General features: G+C 40.1%; 18 protein-coding genes, 1 other RNA gene, 2 pseudogenes and 1 riboswitch. Of the genes and pseudogenes, 6 read left to right on the forward strand and 15 right to left on the reverse strand.

The genetic code is table 11. The features are described 5' to 3' along the window. Positions 1-16 precede the first annotated feature (16 nt). The 7 genes from AFK25_RS07695 to AFK25_RS07720 form a co-directional block, all read right to left on the reverse strand. Positions 17-1,528, reverse strand: a complete 1,512-nt coding sequence (locus tag AFK25_RS07695; protein ID WP_035066361.1) for a carboxypeptidase M32 — start codon at positions 1,526-1,528, stop codon at positions 17-19. A gap of 52 nt (positions 1,529-1,580) precedes the next feature. Beyond that, a complete protein-coding gene (locus AFK25_RS07700; protein ID WP_035066358.1) occupies positions 1,581-3,509 on the reverse strand; it encodes an ATP-dependent DNA helicase in 1,929 nt (642 codons plus the stop codon). A gap of 96 nt (positions 3,510-3,605) precedes the next feature. Then, positions 3,606-4,757 (reverse strand): THUMP domain-containing class I SAM-dependent RNA methyltransferase, encoded by a 1,152-nt coding sequence (locus AFK25_RS07705; RefSeq protein WP_035066356.1) that lies wholly within the window; start codon positions 4,755-4,757, stop codon positions 3,606-3,608. A 13-nt stretch (positions 4,758-4,770) separates the two neighbouring features. Further along, positions 4,771-6,480 (reverse strand): putative bifunctional diguanylate cyclase/phosphodiesterase, encoded by a 1,710-nt coding sequence (locus tag AFK25_RS07710; protein WP_035066354.1) that lies wholly within the window; start codon positions 6,478-6,480, stop codon positions 4,771-4,773. 81 nt (positions 6,481-6,561) lie between these two features. Further along, positions 6,562-6,952, reverse strand: an RNA gene (gene rnpB / locus AFK25_RS14820) — RNase P RNA component class B. A 67-nt stretch (positions 6,953-7,019) separates the two neighbouring features. After that, positions 7,020-7,316: a cell division regulator GpsB gene (gene gpsB / locus AFK25_RS07715; RefSeq protein WP_009361304.1), complete on the reverse strand. Its 297-nt coding sequence runs from the start codon at positions 7,314-7,316 to the stop codon at positions 7,020-7,022. Positions 7,317-7,441: 125 nt separating this feature from the next. Continuing rightward, the gene (locus AFK25_RS07720; RefSeq protein ID WP_009361305.1) at positions 7,442-7,675 is read right to left on the reverse strand and encodes a CotD family spore coat protein; all 234 of its coding nucleotides are present in this window, start codon (positions 7,673-7,675) and stop codon (positions 7,442-7,444) included. A gap of 373 nt (positions 7,676-8,048) precedes the next feature. On the opposite strand from AFK25_RS07720, the gene AFK25_RS07725 reads away from it, so the two are divergent. Genes AFK25_RS07725 through AFK25_RS07740 form a run of 4 tightly spaced genes read left to right on the forward strand, consistent with a single transcriptional unit; the run spans position 8,049 to position 10,432 of the window. Beyond that, on the forward strand, positions 8,049-9,416 hold the full coding sequence (locus tag AFK25_RS07725) for a globin-coupled sensor protein (protein WP_035066353.1): 1,368 nt from the start codon (positions 8,049-8,051) through the stop codon (positions 9,414-9,416). Between the two features lie 24 nt (positions 9,417-9,440). Then, complete coding sequence (locus tag AFK25_RS07730; protein WP_009361308.1) at positions 9,441-9,770, forward strand: hypothetical protein; 330 nt, start codon at positions 9,441-9,443, stop codon at positions 9,768-9,770. Next, positions 9,748-10,146 carry an ATP-binding protein gene (locus tag AFK25_RS07735; protein WP_035066351.1) on the forward strand — a complete coding sequence of 133 codons (399 nt, stop codon included), beginning with the start codon at positions 9,748-9,750 and terminating at the stop codon, positions 10,144-10,146. Before AFK25_RS07730 ends, AFK25_RS07735 begins: the two co-directional genes overlap by 23 nt. Then, positions 10,139-10,432, forward strand: a complete 294-nt coding sequence (locus tag AFK25_RS07740) for an STAS domain-containing protein (RefSeq protein WP_019417715.1) — start codon at positions 10,139-10,141, stop codon at positions 10,430-10,432. The genes AFK25_RS07735 and AFK25_RS07740 overlap by 8 nt, the downstream gene beginning before the upstream one ends. 18 nt (positions 10,433-10,450) lie before the next feature. Here AFK25_RS07740 and AFK25_RS07745 read toward each other — a convergent pair whose 3' ends face one another. From AFK25_RS07745 to thiM, 4 genes are all read right to left on the reverse strand, one after another. Further along, positions 10,451-11,587, reverse strand: a complete 1,137-nt coding sequence (locus AFK25_RS07745; RefSeq protein ID WP_019417716.1) for a fused response regulator/phosphatase — start codon at positions 11,585-11,587, stop codon at positions 10,451-10,453. Positions 11,588-11,680: 93 nt separating this feature from the next. Then, positions 11,681-12,442, reverse strand: coding sequence for an enoyl-CoA hydratase (locus tag AFK25_RS07750; RefSeq protein WP_035066349.1), 762 nt, complete (start codon positions 12,440-12,442; stop codon positions 11,681-11,683). Positions 12,443-12,544: 102 nt separating this feature from the next. Continuing rightward, positions 12,545-13,198, reverse strand: a complete 654-nt coding sequence (gene thiE / locus AFK25_RS07755) for a thiamine phosphate synthase (protein WP_035066347.1) — start codon at positions 13,196-13,198, stop codon at positions 12,545-12,547. A 1-nt stretch (position 13,199) separates the two neighbouring features. Further along, positions 13,200-13,991, reverse strand: a complete 792-nt coding sequence (gene thiM / locus AFK25_RS07760) for a hydroxyethylthiazole kinase (protein WP_035066345.1) — start codon at positions 13,989-13,991, stop codon at positions 13,200-13,202. Between the two features lie 60 nt (positions 13,992-14,051). Beyond that, positions 14,052-14,167: riboswitch (TPP riboswitch) on the reverse strand. Between the two features lie 163 nt (positions 14,168-14,330). On the opposite strand from thiM, the pseudogene AFK25_RS07765 reads away from it, so the two are divergent. After that, a pseudogene (locus AFK25_RS07765) lies at positions 14,331-14,495 on the forward strand (hydroxylamine reductase); the annotation flags it as partial. 50 nt (positions 14,496-14,545) lie between these two features. Here AFK25_RS07765 and istB read toward each other — a convergent pair. Further along, the gene (gene istB, locus AFK25_RS07770) at positions 14,546-15,301 is read right to left on the reverse strand and encodes an IS21-like element IS5376 family helper ATPase IstB (RefSeq protein ID WP_009361858.1); all 756 of its coding nucleotides are present in this window, start codon (positions 15,299-15,301) and stop codon (positions 14,546-14,548) included. Then, positions 15,298-16,500 (reverse strand): IS21-like element IS5376 family transposase, encoded by a 1,203-nt coding sequence (istA, locus tag AFK25_RS07775; protein ID WP_049720882.1) that lies wholly within the window; start codon positions 16,498-16,500, stop codon positions 15,298-15,300. The genes istB and istA overlap by 4 nt, the downstream gene beginning before the upstream one ends. 94 nt (positions 16,501-16,594) lie before the next feature. Between istA and hcp the strand changes: the two are divergent. Continuing rightward, positions 16,595-17,731: pseudogene (gene hcp, locus AFK25_RS07780) on the forward strand (hydroxylamine reductase); the annotation flags it as partial. A gap of 30 nt (positions 17,732-17,761) precedes the next feature. Here the strand turns inward: hcp and AFK25_RS07785 are convergent. Beyond that, on the reverse strand, positions 17,762-18,289 hold the full coding sequence (locus AFK25_RS07785) for a thermonuclease family protein (protein WP_035067269.1): 528 nt from the start codon (positions 18,287-18,289) through the stop codon (positions 17,762-17,764). Further along, a complete protein-coding gene (locus AFK25_RS07790; protein ID WP_035067271.1) occupies positions 18,286-18,912 on the reverse strand; it encodes a histidine phosphatase family protein in 627 nt (208 codons plus the stop codon). The genes AFK25_RS07785 and AFK25_RS07790 overlap by 4 nt, the downstream gene beginning before the upstream one ends. Positions 18,913-18,933 lie beyond the last annotated feature (21 nt).

Raw genomic sequence — 18,933 nt, forward strand, 5'->3', positions numbered from 1 at the left:
CATTCGCCCGGTTTTTTTATAATCGATAAATATGTTTATATTTTTCTTCTAAGTAGTTGATTAAGTAGATTGGATTTAAACCTTCTCCAGTTACTTCATGTAAAATATCGAGCGGTTTTTTCGTTTTTCCGAATTGGTGAACATGCTTTGTAAGCCATTCTCGAATACGAACAAGTTCCCCATTTTCAAGCAACTGATGAAATGGCAGTTCTTTCTCCATCGTATGTTTAAACTGTGCCGCATACATATATCCAAGTGCATACGATGGAAAATAACCAAAACTTCCTCCAGCCCAATGCACATCTTGAAGAATTCCTTCCGCATCACGCTCTGGACGAATACCTAAATACGCTTCGTATTTTTCGTTCCAAATGTATGGTAAATCTTTCACTTCAATGGCATCATCAAACAACGCTTTTTCCATTTCATATCGAACAATGATGTGTAATGGATACGTCAGCTCATCAGCTTCAATACGAATAAGGGACGGTTTCGACTCATTAATCGCACGATAAAAATCGTCTAACGAAACATGCGAAAAATGCGGAGCATATTGTTGTAATAAACGATAATATCGCTTCCAAAATGAATAATGACGAGCAATAAAGTTTTCATAAAACAACGATTGGGATTCATGAATCCCCATTGACGTTCCATCGTACAACGGTGTACCTGCCAATTCTTTAGAAATATGTTGTTCGTAAAGGGCATGACCACATTCGTGAATTGTACCAAATATGGCTGTTCGGAAATCGTTTTCGTCATATTTCGTTGTAATTCGGACGTCCCCATCATTTAATGTAATAGCAAAAGGATGTACAGTTTCATCTAGCCGACCTGCATCAAAATCGTAACCTAACTCTTTTAACAGCGCCAAACTAAATGCTTTTTGCTTTTCTTTCGGAAACGGTTGAAATAGAAAGCTCGTTTCCGGTTTGTGACGGGACTGGCTAATTTGCTGAACGAGCGGAACAATATGATGACGTAGTTTTGAAAACACATCATCTAATAAATCGACTGTCACGCCCGGCTCATATAAATCTAATAGCGTATTATATGGGTGTCCGTTTGTTCCCCAATATGTAATGAAACGTTTTGTAAAGTCAACAAGCTGTTTTAAATATGGTTCAAAAAGGGAAAAGTCAGATTTTGCTTTCGCTTCTTCCCATACGCTTTCCGCTTTTGATTGCAAAATAACATATTGTTTATATTCATCAGCAGGAATTTTTTTATTGCGCTCATACTCTTTTTGACATTCTGCTAACGTATAACGGGTAACAGGTGATAATTGTTCTTGTACCGACTTAGCGGAAAGTTCCGCAATATATGCGGCCATTTGTTCTGAAGTCGACATACGAAACACTTCTTGCGACAACATCCCGATTACTTCAGAACGTTGGTCAACCCCTTTTTTCGGTGCCCCTGTGCGCAAATCCCAATACATAAGTGAAATGGCTTCTTTATATGCCATCATTTTTTTGACGTATTGGAGAAATTGCTTTTCTACTTCTTGAATACTTGTCTTCATCTTCTTCCCTCCATTCTGTATTTGTTATTCTACAATACTTACAATGATTCCTTTATTTTTTTTGTACATCTGTCGGTAATACACGTTTGATCGCCTCGATTACTTGCATCGGTTCATCATCTGTTACAAAAATACATACGATTCCTCGATCATCTCGTTGACGAATAAGGCGCCCGATTCCTTGTCGCAATCGTAAAATCATATACGGAACATCAACCTCCCAAAACGGATTGTCCGCTTCCTTTCGCTTCGCCTGAAAAACAGGGTCATTTGGAGGGTAAGGAAGCGCCCAAATAATCACGTTGCTTAATGAAGGGCCTGGAATGTCTAATCCTTCCCATAAATGTTGGGCACATAAAATCGTCTCTTCTTCATTTTGAAAGCGAGAAACAAGTTCACTAATTTCTTGATCCCCTTCAAATAAGAAAGAAAATTGTTCTTCACGCTGGGCACGAGCTTTAAATTCATTCAATTGTTCGCGCGTTGGGAACAATACGAGAGCACGCCCATTCGTTTCGCGTATTTTTTCTAAGGCATACGCGTATTTCTCTTCAAATATACGTTCGTTCTTTTCAAATATTGGCATGTAAATGTTCATTTGTTCATCGTAGTCAAACGGGGAATCGACATGAAACGATATATATTCGTCAATTCCTAGACTTTTTGCCATATAATCAAATGATTTTTCATTTGATAGTGTGGCAGACGAAAAAATAAATGGCATGCGTTTAGAAAATACTTTTTCCCGCAACACTTCCTGTACCGTTCTCGGCATAATCACAAGCGTATTGCCATCTAGCGATGATTCAAGCCATGTAATTGCATCTCGGTTGTGAATAAATAAGTGCAAGGAGTGATGAATTTGATCGAGGTACTCATCAACAACTTTTAAGTGATAGTGATCAATCGTGTACGTCTCACTTTCAAAGACGAGTTCATCTCCAATTTGCTCAACTTTTGTTTGTAAATTTTGTGCAAGTTGCAAAAGAGATGGAGTAAACGTTAATTCTTGACGATTCGATCCCGGTACAGCTTTCGCATGATTCATTAATTCATCAAAAAAACGTACACTCAGTTCTAATGTATCTTCAATTAAATAAGCTAATTGTTCACGAATATCATTTTCTAATAAACGAGAAAGCAATGTCTCTAACGTCGTTTCTTTCATACGATACGTCAACGCTTTTTGAGCGGCAAACTCTAATAAATGCCCTTCGTCAAAAATGACACAGCTCGCTTCAGGCAAAAGTGGAAGCTGTCCCTCACGTTTCCGCGCTTCATACGTCCAAATATGTTCCATGTAAAAATCGTGCGAACAAATAATTAAATCCGCTGCTTTCCGATAATAGTCGCGCGATAACGTTTGACCACAGCGATGACGTTTTTCGCACGCTAAACAGTCTTGAAACGGATCCCAAGCAATTTTTGACCATTGTTCATCACTTAAATGAGCATAGTCTTTTCGATCACCGTAATGATAAAACGTTTGAAGTGGAGCATGATCATGAACAAAAGGAGGCAGTTCATCAAAAATTTGCTCGTACAACTCCTCTTCTTCCGTCATTAATACTTCGTCTAATTTGTTTAAACATAAATATTGATCTGACGATTTGGCTAGTCGAACATCAATGTCCATGTTTAAGACGCGCGAAATTTTCGCAATATCTCCTTCTTTTTTGACAAGCTGTTCAATTAACGTTTCATCTGCGCAAGCAATAATCGCAGGCTTTCCGATATAACGTGCATAGCAAATAGCATAAAGTAAATATACGATCGTTTTTCCTGTCCCTACACCCGCCTCGGCGAACATCACTTTTTTCTCTTTAAATGCTCGCTCAAGTTGAAATGCCATAAAAATTTGTTCATCGCGTAATTCAAACCCTGCTTCAGGTAAAATATCGTAAAAAACGTCCCCAATCCATTCATTCAATTTATCAAAAAAGTTTTCATTTTTGTTTAATGTAAACGGATATTTGCTCATATTTTTTAGCCCCTCCATCAATTTAAACGAAGTACACAAACATTAATTATCGATCAAAAAAAGAAAGAAGTCAATGAAGTTGAAAAGAAAAAGCTGTCAGCGAGACAGCTTTTCGTACGAACGTGGCGGACGAGGTCCCCAAAATTGATAATATTGCGTTTCGATAAAACCGTTGAACAATTTTCGTCGTTTTGTTGCACGTCTACCATACAATTGCTCAAATTGACGGTGAGAAGTTAACATATAGATCGACCACGTATCGAGAGCTGCAAATGTTTTTCCCATTTCTCGATACAATTGTTCCACTTCTTCTTTTTCTCCTAATCGCTCACTATAAGGCGGATTGCCGACGATGACACCGTATTCGTCTTTCGTCCGAAAATCTTTTACTTGCATTTGTTTAAATGTAATTAAATCTGCTAATCCAGCCTCTTGGGCATTTATTTTCGCTATATCGACCATGCGATGATCAATATCAAATCCGACAATATGCAACGGTTGGTCATAACGCGCTACATCTTCCGCCTCTTCTCTTGCTTCGTCCCATAAGCGAGATGGGATCCAATTCCAGTGCTCACATACAAACTCGCGATTAAATCCCGGCGCGATATTTTGTCCAATTAACGCTGCTTCAATTGCGATCGTTCCTGATCCACAAAATGGATCAACAAACGGACGATCTGGCGTCCAATTCGTTAATTGAACGAGCGCTGCTGCTAATGTTTCCTTTAATGGTGCTTCCCCTTGTTTGACGCGATAACCTCTTTTATGCAATCCTGCTCCACTCGTATCGATCGTTAATGTAGCGATATCTTTATGTAAAGCTACTTCAATACGAAATAACGCGCCTGTTTCCTCAAACCAAGAAATGTGATAATGTTGTTTTAAATGTTCAACAATCGCTTTTTTTACGATTGCCTGACAATCAGATACGCTAAACAATTTTGATTTGACGGATTTTCCGACAACGGGGAATTGGGCATCTATCGGCAAAAATTGCGCCCATGGTAACGCTTTCGTTTGTTCAAACAACTCATCAAACGTTGTCGCCGGAAATTCACCTACTTTGATTTTTACACGATCGGCTGTGCGAAGCCATAAGTTCGTGCGACAAATCGCCCGCTCATCTGCAACAAATGTCACTTTCCCATTTTCTACTTCACAGTCATAGCCAAGCGCGCGCACTTCGTCTGCAACGATCGATTCAAGTCCCATCGCCGCAGTAGCAATGAATGTCATTTGTCCCATATGTTTTCACCTTTCATTCATGTATAGCATCCCATTCCCGAATAAATAGTTGCACTTCATCTATTTGCATCGGCTTAGCGATGTAATATCCTTGTGCCATATCACATTGCTGTTGGCTTAAAAACTCATATTGTTGCCCCGTCTCGACCCCTTCTGCGACAACAGATAAATGTAAATGATGCGCCATCATAATAATCGTTGATACGATCGTTGCATCATCGCTATATAAAGATAAGCGACGAATAAACGATTGATCAATTTTTAAAATGTCGATTGGAAAGCGATGCAAATAACTTAATGAAGAAAAACCTGTCCCAAAGTCATCAATGGCTAGTTTAAAGCCGCATTGTTTCAGCTGTACGAGTTTTTGAACAGACTCTTCAGCATTTGGCATAATCGTACTTTCCGTCAGTTCTAATTTAAAAAAGCGTGGATGCACATCATTTTCTTTCACAATCGTTGATAATTGTTCGACGAAATCGTCTTGTTGGAAATGTACGGCAGAAATATTTACTCCTATTTTCATATGTGGGGCGAATTGATGGATCGCCTTTATATGTATGCACGCTTGTTCAAATAGCCACTTCGTCATCGGAACAATAAGCCCCGTTTCTTCTGCAAGTGGAATAAATTGAGCCGGCGAAACGAATCCGATGTTTGGCTGCTTCCAACGCATTAACGCCTCAAGCGCTTCAATTTTTTTCGTCTTCATATTCACGATCGGCTGATAACAAATGAATAACTCATTTCGTTCCAACGCTTTTCGTAAATAATTTTCTAACGTCACAACTTCGCTTTGATAATCCAATTTAGCGGTATATAACTCAAAGCGATTTCGTCCGCTTTCTTTCGCTTTTTGCATTGCACGATCCGCTCGACGTAACAACGTCTCTCCATCATCTCCATCGTTTGGATACATGCTGATCCCAATGCTTGCTGAAATGTATACGTCTTTTCCATTCAGCATAAATGGAGCTTGAAGTGCCTCAATCATTTGTTCTGCTATTGTTATTGCTTCTTGCACATCTTTTAGTTTAGGCAAAATGACGACAAATTCGTCCCCACCAATGCGTGCAAGCGTATCTTTCGTGCGCAATAACTTTTTCAAACGATTAGCCACTTTTTTTAGTAGGATGTCTCCGCTATAATGACCGAGTTCATCATTAATATACTTAAATCGATCTAAATCGAAAAACAAAATGGCTAATTGCTGATTGTAACGCCGAACTACATCAAGTAAATGTTGCAGACGTTTCATAAATAATTGGCGATTTGGAACGTTTGTTAATAAATCATAATTGGATAACCGTGCTAATTGCTCCATCGTTCGTTTATGTTGCGTCACATCTGAAAAAATCGCAACATAATGCGTCGGAACTCCCGTAGCGTCATAGACTGCTTTAATCGTTAGCCATTCAACAAACAGTTCGCCGTTTTTTCGTTTATTCCAAATTTCTCCTTTCCAAACTCCATGATTGCGCAACGTCTCCCACATGTTTTCATAAAACTTCCGATCATGTAAACCGGAACGGAGAATGTTCGGTTTTTTTCCTAACACCTCTTCTTGTGTATAACCCGTCACTGTTTCAAACGCCGGATTCGCTAACAAAATACGCCCTTGCCCATCCGTGACAATCATTCCTTCATCTGCTTCTTGAATAATCGTATGGGCAATAGATAAAAATGTATCTGTTTCAAACAAAGATGACAACTTTTTGTTCACATCAGACTCTCCCCTCATATTTCCCCCCAAAAAACAAAAACTCCCCTAGCGTGATGCAGGAGAGTCATGCCATGAACCATGTTCTGTAAGCCATGTTCTGTTCCGTCGTACTGCAAACGGCTTGCGCCTCGTACTTCGGCGGTAATCATCTATCTACAGGCTTATGCCTGTCCTTCTCTCCGTTCATTTCCTTCGAGAAGGTGCCCCTACCATTATTTGGGTTTCTCACTCGTGGGGTTTACCGCGTTCCACTCTTGCCGTTTCCAGCAAGACTACGTCACTGTGGCACTTTAAAGGTAATCGAGCCATATCCGTTGCGGACGTAGGCTCTTTCCCTGCCGTCAGCCCAGCTTATTGCCAGACTGCCCTAGCTTATGGATTCGCTAGGCACGAACACTACGGGCATCTCAGCACCGTGCGAGCATGGACTTTCCTCTACGATGCATACGCATCGCAGCGATTACCCGAACATGATTCATGTAAGCATATGATAGTATATCCGAAACGATGAGCCAAATCAATAGAAAAAATTGGAATATTCATTCATAAAGTTTGCTACCAAAAACATGTTTTTCTAAATTAGAAAGACGTTGTAAAATATCAAAGTTCGTCGTTCCTGATTGAGATGGCTGACGTTTTTGCGCCTCCTGCAATTGGCTTTTTAGGCGGGTATTTTCTTGTTGTAATTGTTCAATCATTTGATGAAATGTTTCATAGTCTTTAATAATTAAATCAAGAAAGCGATCCACTTCATCTTGGTTATATCCACGCATGCTTATTTTAAACTCTTTTTCGAGAATGTCTTTTGCTGTTAAGTTGATGCGATCCGAAAGCACGTTTGCTCACCTCAATTATCCATGTCTACACCTATTCTTTCAAAAAAAGCAGTCGTTGTCAATTTTTCATTTTCACAAACTTCGTCTTTTTTTTCGACAAAAAACCGAAGGCGAATTGCCTTCGGTTAAAATGGTCGTGGGAACGGACCAGGCCCTGGACAAACAACATGTTGGTGTGATACATCGTTCACAACAGATTGTGTATGCGGAAAATAATGCTGATGTTGGAACACATGATGGTTCACATACGTCGTATGTGACGGATGAATGTGCGGCACAATCGTTGTTTGCATTTGATGTTGTGTACAACATTTTGTTGGATGAACGATCGGCGGCATCATATTCGGACGACAATGCATATTTCATACCCCTTTCGCATTAAAGTTTGTTACACTTCTAGCGTATGTACGAAGGGGGATACATGTACTAATGGAAATACCTATTTTACATGAACGTATAAATATTATGTTTCATATTCGCAAAAATAACGACGGTAGCCCCAATTAAAACGAAAAATAAATATAAAATTTTTTTGCTCATCGCTTCTCTCTCCGCAATTCATATTGTTCACAAATATACATTCTACTTCATTCTTTTTCATTCGACAAGAAGGGAAAACTTTGTCATTTTTTGCGCTTCCCTCGGAAATAACATAAAAATTTTCCTTCTTATTTTTGTTGCACATGATATAATATTCTAGGGGATTTTTTTTAAGTAAATGGAGGGAACACGATGTCAAAATGTCCATTTCACGCCCTTTTTAATGAAGCGGGGGCAATTCAACTGTTTCGAAAAAAGCATCAAAAAGAAAAAGAAGATGCGACTCTTCATCTTTCTACACCTTCACATGTAACAACATATTATCGCCAACTTCTTTCAAGCGATCGAAAACAGCAAGTCACTTTCGTCGGGCTGACAGAAGAAGATGTACAACAACTCGCTGCGATTCGCCCACTTTTTGCTAAACATGTCGAACGAATTGTCAATGCGTTTTACGATCAAGTTGGACAGATGCCGCATTTAAGAAACATTATTGACAATCATTCAACGATCGATCGCTTAAAACAAACATTGCGCGCTTATTTAATGGATATGGTATCTGGAGAAATTGGCGAACAGTACGTGATTCGTCGAAAAGTAATCGGCAACGTTCATAACCGCATCGGATTATTCCCAGAATGGTATTTAGGCGCTTATACCATTATTCAAAATGAAGTGCTCCGCATATTAATGGAAGAGTTGCCTCCAACAGAAGCAACGAACGTATATCGTTCGTTCGCTAAACTTTGTTCATTGGATATGCAAATCGCTATTGAAACATATATTGAGGCGTATACGTCTTCGATGATGAAATTAAACGAAATTGCAGAGTTACAACATCGGTTAACAGAATCATCTACAACACTTGCGTCAAGCGCAGAAGAAACGACTGCTTCCATTTTTGAAGTACAAAAAAACGTGCAAGATATGTTACATGAGGTGACAAACATCCAACACCAGTCGGTGCAAATGACTGAACGGGTGGAAAAAGGAAAAGAAGATGTGAAGCAAACGTTAACAAAATTAGATGGTGTCGCAAAACTAATTGAAGGAACAAAGTCGTTGACGAATGAGCTAACAGATAGCTCGCGGAAAATCGGGGAAATCGTCAATGCGATTCGTAGCATTTCAAATCAAACAAACATTTTATCGTTAAATGCAAATATTGAAGCAGCGCGTGCTGGTGAACACGGAAAAGGATTTGCGGTCGTCGCAAATGAAGTACGAAAGCTCGCGGCACAAACCGAGCAATCGCTTGATTACATTCAAAATCATATTGATGTCGTACAACAAACGATTCGAAAGTTTGAACATGCGTTTCAACAAATTGTCGAGGAAACGCGCGCATTCCGGCAAGCAAATGAAAGCATTGTTCATATTTTTGATCAGTCCGTTACCGATGTGAGATCAACAAGCAAAAAAATTGATCAGTTTACTTCACTTATTACACAGTTTCATCAAATGTTTGATGAAATTTCATCAGCCGCATCACAAATTGCTGAAATGGCCGAACAGTTAAACGACTTAAATCAAGAGTTGACAGAAAAATTTAATTCGTAATGGTTAAACGGAGGAAAGATGACGATGAAACACCCACGGCTGAAATACGAGCAACGAACGTTTGCGCATATAGATGAAATGGCAGAAACATTACTTCACGAAGCAAATGAACAACTTGTGCGAATCGACATGGGACTTCTTCCAAACGACGTACCATCACGAAATTATGCAAAGTTTCGTCTCATGCATTTACAACGTTCATTTGGAGAACATATCCCTATTTCGTTTCGTTCAACGTATAATTCTTTATGGAGTCAATTGTACCGCCTCGAGCATCAAGGGGATTATAAACATCCATATATTCAACAACTTTTTATTCAGTTAAGAAACAATGATTCAAGCTCAACTAAATGAAACAAATTATAGCACGATGATCTCAGCGATGCTCGAGCAATTAGATCGTTGTATCCAGCTAGACGACATGCAAAAATATACAGTACAACTCGTATTATGGGAGCTTGTTTCAAATGTTATTCGTCACTCTACAAAAAAAGACGCAAACGTATATATCAGTTGGTCAGATGAAACGATCGTCATCGAAGTGATCGATCAAGGTGATGGGTTTGAATGGGAAAAACAACTAAACAACCTCCCTCCTCATTTCACACAACAAGAAGGGGGACGCGGACTTTTTCTCATTCAACAACTCGCCTCACATTTTTCATTTGACGAAAAAGGAACGCGCGCAATCGTTATGATTGCACGAAAAAAGGGGGAGAAATATGATTGACATTATAACATATCATGACAAAATCGTTGTCTCTTTTCAGCAAGATATTAACTTTGAAACATCACGTATCATGGAAGAAATGATTCAATCACAGTCGTGGGATACATCTCTTTTACAAATTGACTTATCTGCTGTTCGGTTTATTGATAGCTCTGGTGTTCGGTTGCTTATTAGCTGGCTGTATCCATTAAAAGATCGAATGCGAATTGAAATGACCGGTGTTTCAGCACCTATTAAGCATATATTATCGATTTGTCAATTGGATCAAATGGTAGACGTAAAATAGCGATCTGTGAACAGATCGCTATTTTACATGAATGGAAACAAACGTAATATCGTCATTTCCTTTCGCATATTGTGCTTGTTCATTGATCTTCTCTACCATTTGATCAAACGAATGAGCCATTTGCATCGTATGTGCAAGTTGATTCGCACATTCTTCACCTAACACTTCTATTAGCCCATCTGTGTAGAGAATAAGGTACGCTTCATGTTGAAAAGAAATCGTCCCTTTTTTATATGGGGCATTTGGTACAATACCGATTGGAATGCCTCCTTCTTTTAAAAACTTCATTTTTTGATCAGTCATGAATATTCCCGAAGGATGTCCTGCATTCACATATTCTATCACTTTTGTTTTCACATCAATCGTTCCGTAAAAAGCTGTAAAATAATATTTCGTTTCCTTTCCAAACAATTGAAAAGCATGTCGATTTAATTCATGCACAACCGCAAGCGGTTCAGTCACTTTTGTCATTAATCCGTGTAATAGCGAACGAATCGACATAGCAACGAGCGCAGATGCAACGCCATGCCCCATGACATCAATTACGATAAAAGCATACATATGGGGGCGAACTTGCTGCCAAAAATACAAATCGCCAGACAGTTGTGAGGACGGAATATACGTCCCAACAAAATGAATATGTTCATTATTCATTCGTTCAGGGAGCAAACCTTCTTGAACGAGTCGAGCTAAGTGTAAATCTTCGTTCATCTTTTTTTGCATCGCCCACATATGTCGATAACTTTCCATATATGCTTCGTTCGTTCGTTTCAGTTGATCCATCGTTTCTTTTTGGCGATACGCCAATTGAACACGAGCAATCAGTTCAACCATGGTAAACGGCTTGCGAATGTAGTCAAATGCCCCGGCTGCAAACGCTTCTTCTAATTTTTGTTCCTCATCGTAACCGGTGACCATTAATACAGGAACGTGTTGTAATTGCTCATGTTGTTTAAAGCGCCGACACCATTCAATACCGTCTGTTTTCGGCATACAAATATCCATTAAAATGACATCTACATGTTGCGATAAAATATATGCGTATGCTTCATCTGCATCCTCAAACGGATAAATTGAAATATTTTCAATATGTTCAAGCATTGCTTCAATCATTTCTAATGTTGGTCTATAATCATCAATAACTACTACTTTCATCTTCCGTCGCCCTTTTCGTTATGTTTTTATATTTTATTTATACACGTCACAAAGTCGAAAAGGCTAGTTAAAGATGAAAGTTTTGCAAACTTTTTATTTTCCACGAAAATGCGGACGACGCTTTTCTAAAAAGGCACGAATGCCTTCCGCATGATCTTCTGTTTTTCGCATTTCTGCTTGATATGCTGTCTCCATTTGCAACGTTTTCAACAATTGTTCTTCGCTTAAATGAGCATACAACTGCTTCGTTGCAATCATCGCAACAATCGGTTTAGCCAACCATTCATTCACTTTTTGTTGAATCGTCTGTTCATCGCCAATTCCATCAATGAGTCCCACTTCATATGCCTCTTGTGCACTCATCACTTTTCCTTCCCATATTACTTGTTTTGATTTTACTTCTCCAATTTTCCGTTTTAAAAAGAAATGGCCACCGCCATCTGGGATTAATCCAATGCCGATAAAATTCATTGCAACACGTGCTTGTTCGTTTGCAATAACATGATCGCAAGCGAGCGCTAAGCTAAGTCCTAATCCTGCAGCAGCGCCATGCACGTAACTGATCGTTAGTTTCGGCAATTGATATAGTGTGAGAGCAATATGTTTAATCGTTTCCATTACTTCTATGAATGAATGCTCATTCGTTGATTGCAACATCGTTTTAATGTCTCCCCCTGCACAAAATCCCTTTCCTCGTCCACGAATGACGACAATATCTGCCTCGCTTTTTTCCACTTCTTTTAACGCTTGTAGCAACTCTGCTAACATTTGTTCGTTTAAAGCGTTCAACGCATCCGGACGATTCAATTCAATTGTTGCGACTCGTTCTTTATATGACAATACGATATGTTCCATTTTTCCCATCTCCCTCTTTCATCTGTTCGTTTTTCTCTTTCGACACATATAAAGAAAATCCTGCATCAAAAATATAAACATTTAGTAATAAAAAAGACGACATTAACTGCCGCCTTTTTGTTTTGCATCCATCACCATCTCATATAGCTGCTTTGTTTGTTCCCGAATTTGTTCGGCACGGCAAATGGCCGAAATGACAGCGATTCCATCTGCTCCCGCTTCAATGACTTGTTTTGCTGTTTGGTGTGTAATCCCACCGATTGCCACAAGCGGAACGTGCTTTTCATGCGCGCGAATGTGCTTAATCATTGCCAATCCACATGCTTGTTTTGCATCTTCTTTTGAAACAGTTGGGAAAATTGGACCTAATCCAACATAATCGGCACGAGCAGAAAGCGCTTGTTTCACTTCATTCAAGTTGTGCACAGATACCCCTAAATAGCGATCCCCTATTCGATCACGAACACGTTCAGCTGCCTCGTCTTCTTGTCCGACATGAACCCCATCTGCCTGTAAGGTAAGCGCTAAATCAACATCATCATTTACAATAAAAGGAATGTTGTGAGCAAGACATCGCTCAAACAATTTCTCAGCTAAGCGATATTTTTCAACTCCTATAAGTGCCCCTTTTCCTTTTTCACGAAACTGAAACATCGTAATGCCACCTTCGATCGCTTCATCAAGCACAGCGAGTGGATCTTTCGTACAATCGACACTCCCCATCACAAAATATAAAGATAGTTTTTGCTTCATCATTTTATTCCCCTCGAATGTGTGCGTATTCATCTACTTCTTCTGCGCTCGTTTCGTATAAAGCATTCAGAAATGCAAGCTGAAAAGAACCAGGTGCTTGCGTTTGTTTGGCTGCTTTTTCAGCCGCTATACCGTAATAAGCGAGCGCAGCGACGGATGATTCTACGATGTTTTCTCCTACACTAGCAAATGCGCCTAATACCGCACTTAATAAGCAACCTGTTCCCGTTACTTTCGTCAACATCGCATCGCCGTTTGAAACGATCGTTACGTGTTCTCCATCTGTCACTATATCATTTTTTCCAGTTACAACGACTACACCTTGAAACATACGTGCTACTTTTTTTGCGACGTGCATGAGATCACCTTGAACGTCCCCTGCATCTACCCCTTTTGTACGTACTTGTTCTCCAGCAACGCTTGCGATTTCTGATGCATTTCCACGCAAAATAGAAATGTTTACTTCATTCAATATACGTCTTGCTGTTTCCGTGCGATACGCTGTCGCTCCCGCACCAACGGGATCAAAAACAACCGGGATGTTTGCTTCATTTGCCGCTTTTCCAGCAATCAACATCGCTTCTACGTCTGTTTCATTTAATGTGCCGATATTCAATACAAGCGCACGTGCCAAGCGCACCATATCAGCTACTTCTTCTTTGGCATACGCCATGACAGGAGATGCACCTATCGCAAGTAAACCGTTAGCAACAAAATTGGTCACCACCACATTTGTCATATTATGTACAAGCGGTGACTCCTTTCTAACGCGCGTTAACCATTGTCCAACATTCATCGTCTATTCCTCCCTATAAAAAATAAAAACTAGTCGGAAAGAATCGACTAGTTTACATTGACAAAACATAGCCTACTTCCCTCCGCTGGTACAAACCAGATCAGGTTCAAAGGGTTGGAAAACTGATTGCGCGTTTTCCTCTCAGCCATCGCCATCCGGCACCCCTAGTAGTGTGATTCATTTAATTTTCTTTCATTTTAATACATTTTTTCTCATTATTCAATATAGAACATTGTCAATTTTCGTTCACATTTTTGTATAGAAGTGTGATATGTATCACTTACGTCACACATATTTTCCCCTATTGTTAAAGTGTTAATAAGAAGAGGAGGGGTTATGATGTTTTGTCATCAATGTGAACAAACACCAACAGGGGGATGTACAGTTGTCGGCGTTTGCGGGAAGGATGAAACGATTGCAAGCTTGCAAGATACTATTGTGTTTGCGTTAAAAGGAATTGCAGCATATCGCACGCATGCTCATCAACTCGGATATGTCAAGGCCGATTATTTTTTCCCCAAAATCGCCGGTTTAAAATTCCCCAGAAGGACCTTTCATTGATCCTTCTGTTTTTCTTGTTGGATCCTCTTTTCCCGTAATCGATAGCTTTCCCCCTTTAGGTTGAAAATGATGGAATGATGCAGTAATCGATCTAACATCGCTGTCGCCAAAACCGAGTCTCCCACGATTTCTCCCCATTCCCCGAAGCTTTTGTTGGAGGTGAGGATAATCGGGGCATGCTCGTACCGACGAGCGATCACTTGAAATAAGTAATGAGCGCTGTTCGGGTCCAGTTTTAGGTACCCCATTTCATCAATAATGAGAACGGTTGGCTTCACAAAGACACGAAGCTTTTTCTCCAACTTTCCTTCCTGGTCGGCTCTTCTTAACTGATTGACCAAATCGTGAGCGGTAATAAAATACGTTTTATACCCTCTTGCGATCGCCTCCATTCCAATCGAAATGGCCAGATGTGTCTTTCCAATCCCCGGTGGACCGAGAAAGAGGATATTTTCTTTCCGGTCAATAAAGGACAACGTAAGCAGCTCTCGAATCCGGCGCTCATCCACCGAAGGCTGCGCGGTAAAATCAAACGTATCGATCGTCTTGCGATACGGCAGTTTGGACAGCTTGATGAGCGTTTGGATCGATCGTGCCTGTTTTTCGACGATTTCTGCCTCTAATAAGCGGAATAAAAACTCTGAATATGATATATTATGAGTAGAGGCGTATTCTGCCATGGCGGACCATCGCTCCGCCATGACAGGCAAATGGAGTTGGTGGCAATACTCGTGTATGCGTTCTTTCATGAGCTTTCCCCTCGCAGGAATGCGTCATAAACGGACAATGGACGAGTATCCACTTCCATCGAAACAGGCGAAATGGTGGCGGCCATTTCTGTCTGTTTCTTTTTTATTTTTTCAGCGAATGAAATCACTTTTTTCTGTTGGTCCACGTGAGAAATCTCCTTCCCTCGAAAGTACAATCGAATATCTCCATTTAATCGCTCCTTCACTAGAATTTCTTTGCCTGCATACTCCGCCGATAAGAGCCATTGCTCCCCTTTATACGAGAAACTGCCATCCCAATGCACTTTCCGATAGGAAAGATAGCTCGTATCGTAATCTTTCAACGGGAGAGGTTTGAGTGACTCCTCGGCCCAACGCTCTTGCGGAGAAATACCGGTAGTGGCGTTTGGCTTCCGATTCGCCACTTGATCGAGCCAACGATGTAAAAGGAAATTTAATTCTTCGATGCTTTCAAACGATGTTCCTACATAGAAGTGATCCATAATATACTGAATGGCTCGTTCGACTTTTCCCTTTGTCTGGGCCCGGTAGGGCCGGCATACTTTTGGAATAAATCCGTAGTAACTCGCAAATTCAGAAAATCGCTTATTCCATTTCACCACTCCTTGTTCTCGCCCGTCTGTAACGGTCTTCATATTGTCAAATAACACCTTCTTCGGAACCCCACCAAAGTACTTGAAGCTCTGAATCAGGCATTCCATTAAGTGCTCCTGGTCCTGGCTGGTCGTAAATACCGCGTATTTCATCCGCGAATAGCCTAACGTGGCCACAAATAGCGATAACTTGACTTTTTTCCCTTCGATCACGACCTCCCCAACTTCTTTCCAATCGATTTGCATTTGTTCGCCAGGAAGCGTTTCATAGCGAACGGTGTATTTCTTTTTCGCCGTCTCTCGGAAAGGTTTCATATAGTCTTTTAAAATCGTCTTTCCTCCCGTATAGCCCTGTTGTCGAATTTCAAAAAACAACTTTTCGCTATTAAACACCCCATCTTCTAACATCCGTTTTTGAAGATACGGTTTAAATGGATCTAACTTGCTTTTTCTTTGTTTTCGCTTGGATTTGGAAGGAGGATTGGGGGAGTGAATATATTTTCGGACGGTTTTCCGATCGATCCCCAATTCCCTCGCAATATCGGAAATACTCATTCCCCTTTCATACATCTCTTTGATCATAAAAAATTCCCCTCTCGTAATCATGAACCATAGCTCCTCTCATTGACACTATGGTTCTATTGTAAGTGGGGAATTTTATTCCGGCTATATTGGGGATTTTATCATCGGCTTTAACAGATATACAGATCCATTCGTCGACACAACAACACACGAAGCGTTATATATGACGTTAACAAATTCTAACTTTAACGTACAAGAGCATTTAGATATGGCAATGAAAGTTGGTAGAGCTGCCATTCGAGTCATGGAACTACTTGATCGGGCACATACGGAACGGCTTGGCATTCCTCAGCCCGTCCGAGTCACACAAAATAAAATTGAAGGAAAATGTATTCTTGTAACAGGACATAATTTATTTGCTCTCGAACAGCTATTAAAGCAAACGGAAGGAAAAGGAATTAATATTTATACACACTCAGAAATGCTTCCAGCACACGGTTACCCACAATTAAAAAAATACAAACATCTAAAAGGAAATGTCGGAAAAGCATGGTATGATCAACGTCGCTTATTTGAAAAGTTTCCTGGCGCCATTTTAGCGACAACAAACTGTGTCATGCCAATTAAAGGTTCGTACGCTGATCGCATGTTTTCATACGATGTGGCAGGATTAGAACATGTACAAAAAATTGAAAATGACGATTTCACACCGTTAATTGAAAAAGCATTACAACTTCCAGAAGCAAATATCGAATCAGAAGAAACATTAGTGACCGGTTTCCATCACGAAACAGTCATTCAAATTGCACCTGAAATTATTCAAGCTGTAAAAGAAGGAAAAATTCAACGCTTTTTCGTTATTGCAGGATGTGATGCTCCTGGAAAAGGTGGTGAATATTATCGCTCATTAGCAACATCTTTACCAAAAAACACCGTCATTTTAACGACATCTTGTGGAAAATTCCGCTTTAACGATGTAGATTATGGTGTTGTTCCTGGTACAAACATTCCGCGATATATTGACTTAGGACAATGCAATAACTCGATTTCAACAGTAAAAATTGCGATGGCGCTTGCAGAAGCGTTTGGCTGTGAAGTGAATGAACTGCCTGTTAGCATCGTCCTTTCGTGGTTTGAACAAAAAGCGGTTGCCATCTTACTCGGATTGTTTAGTTTAGGCATTCAAGACATTCGAATTGGACCGAAAGCACCACACTTCATTTCAGAAGGTGTGTTACGCGTCCTACAGGATATGTTCGGTCTCAAACTTATCGGTGACGTAGAAGAAGATATGCAAGCCATGTTAGCGCATTAAAAGGGCTGTTTCATCCAGCCCTTTTCATATTTACGAAGCTTGATCTAACCATACACTCATATTAAATCCTTCGTCTGTGACGTATCCATCCACACTCCAAATGCGCTTTTTCGCTTTTTTTGCTTCCTCTTGTGCTTTATACAATCTTTTTGCATATTTTGTATCCGGTTCAAACACATAAGCAACGCGTGCAAGCCCTTCTTGTACAATTTTTTCTTGATACAAAGTTCCATCCTCCAACCATATGTACGCAAGCAATCGACCGTAACGATCATACGGCTGTTCTTTCGCACTTAATTCGACCGTCACTTTTTTGTGAAGAAGAACATCTTTAGCCATTTGTTTTGCTTCTTCACCATACGCCTGTTTTTCGCGATACGTTTCGGGCGTGTCAATGTTTAACAGACGAACGGTTACCATCTCTCCATCTTTTTTTACTTTGACTGTATCTCCATCAACAACGTATTGTACTGTCGCAACAAACGTCGTTCCTTTATTTTGCTGTACACAGCCGTGAATAAGGAAAATGAATACAAAAAGAACAAACCATTTTTTCATCCTCGTATCATCTCACCTTCAAGGTGCGAAATATTTGACTCACATTCCAACATCCACTTTTCTCCATCGAACGAAACAATCGTCACACTCGTACCATATACGCGACTATTTTCCCATAACTGTGCGAGCGTTTGCTTTTTCCAATATACAAGAAGCGTACGAATAACGACACCATGTGTCACGACGAGAACATGACCTTCTGAATGAGTGTGAGCAATATGATGAATGGCAGCTACAGCTCGCCGTTGCACATCAAGAAATGTTTCTCCAACAGTCGGATTGTACGCATGTGGTTCATAATAAAAATGATGATGATTTCGCTCGTCCGTTTGAGCAATTTCGGCAATCGTTTTTCCTTCCCAATGCCCTAAATGAATTTCACGTAATCGCTCATCAAAATAAGTTGGTATGTCACGTTGTCCTAAAACAATTTGAGCCGTTTCTTTTGTTCGATCGCTCGGGCTACAATACAGAGCCGTAAACGGAACTGTACGAAAGCGTTCCTGTAAAAGTGACGCATGTTTTCTTCCTGTTGCGGTTAAAGATGAATCTTTCCATCCTTGCATACGTTGTTGAGCATTCCACTCTGTTTCTGCATGGCGAATGACGTATAATTTTAACATGTTACATTCCCCCTCCAAACG

The organism is Anoxybacillus gonensis, from assembly GCF_001187595.1.
Taxonomy (GTDB): domain Bacteria; phylum Bacillota; class Bacilli; order Bacillales; family Anoxybacillaceae; genus Anoxybacillus; species Anoxybacillus gonensis.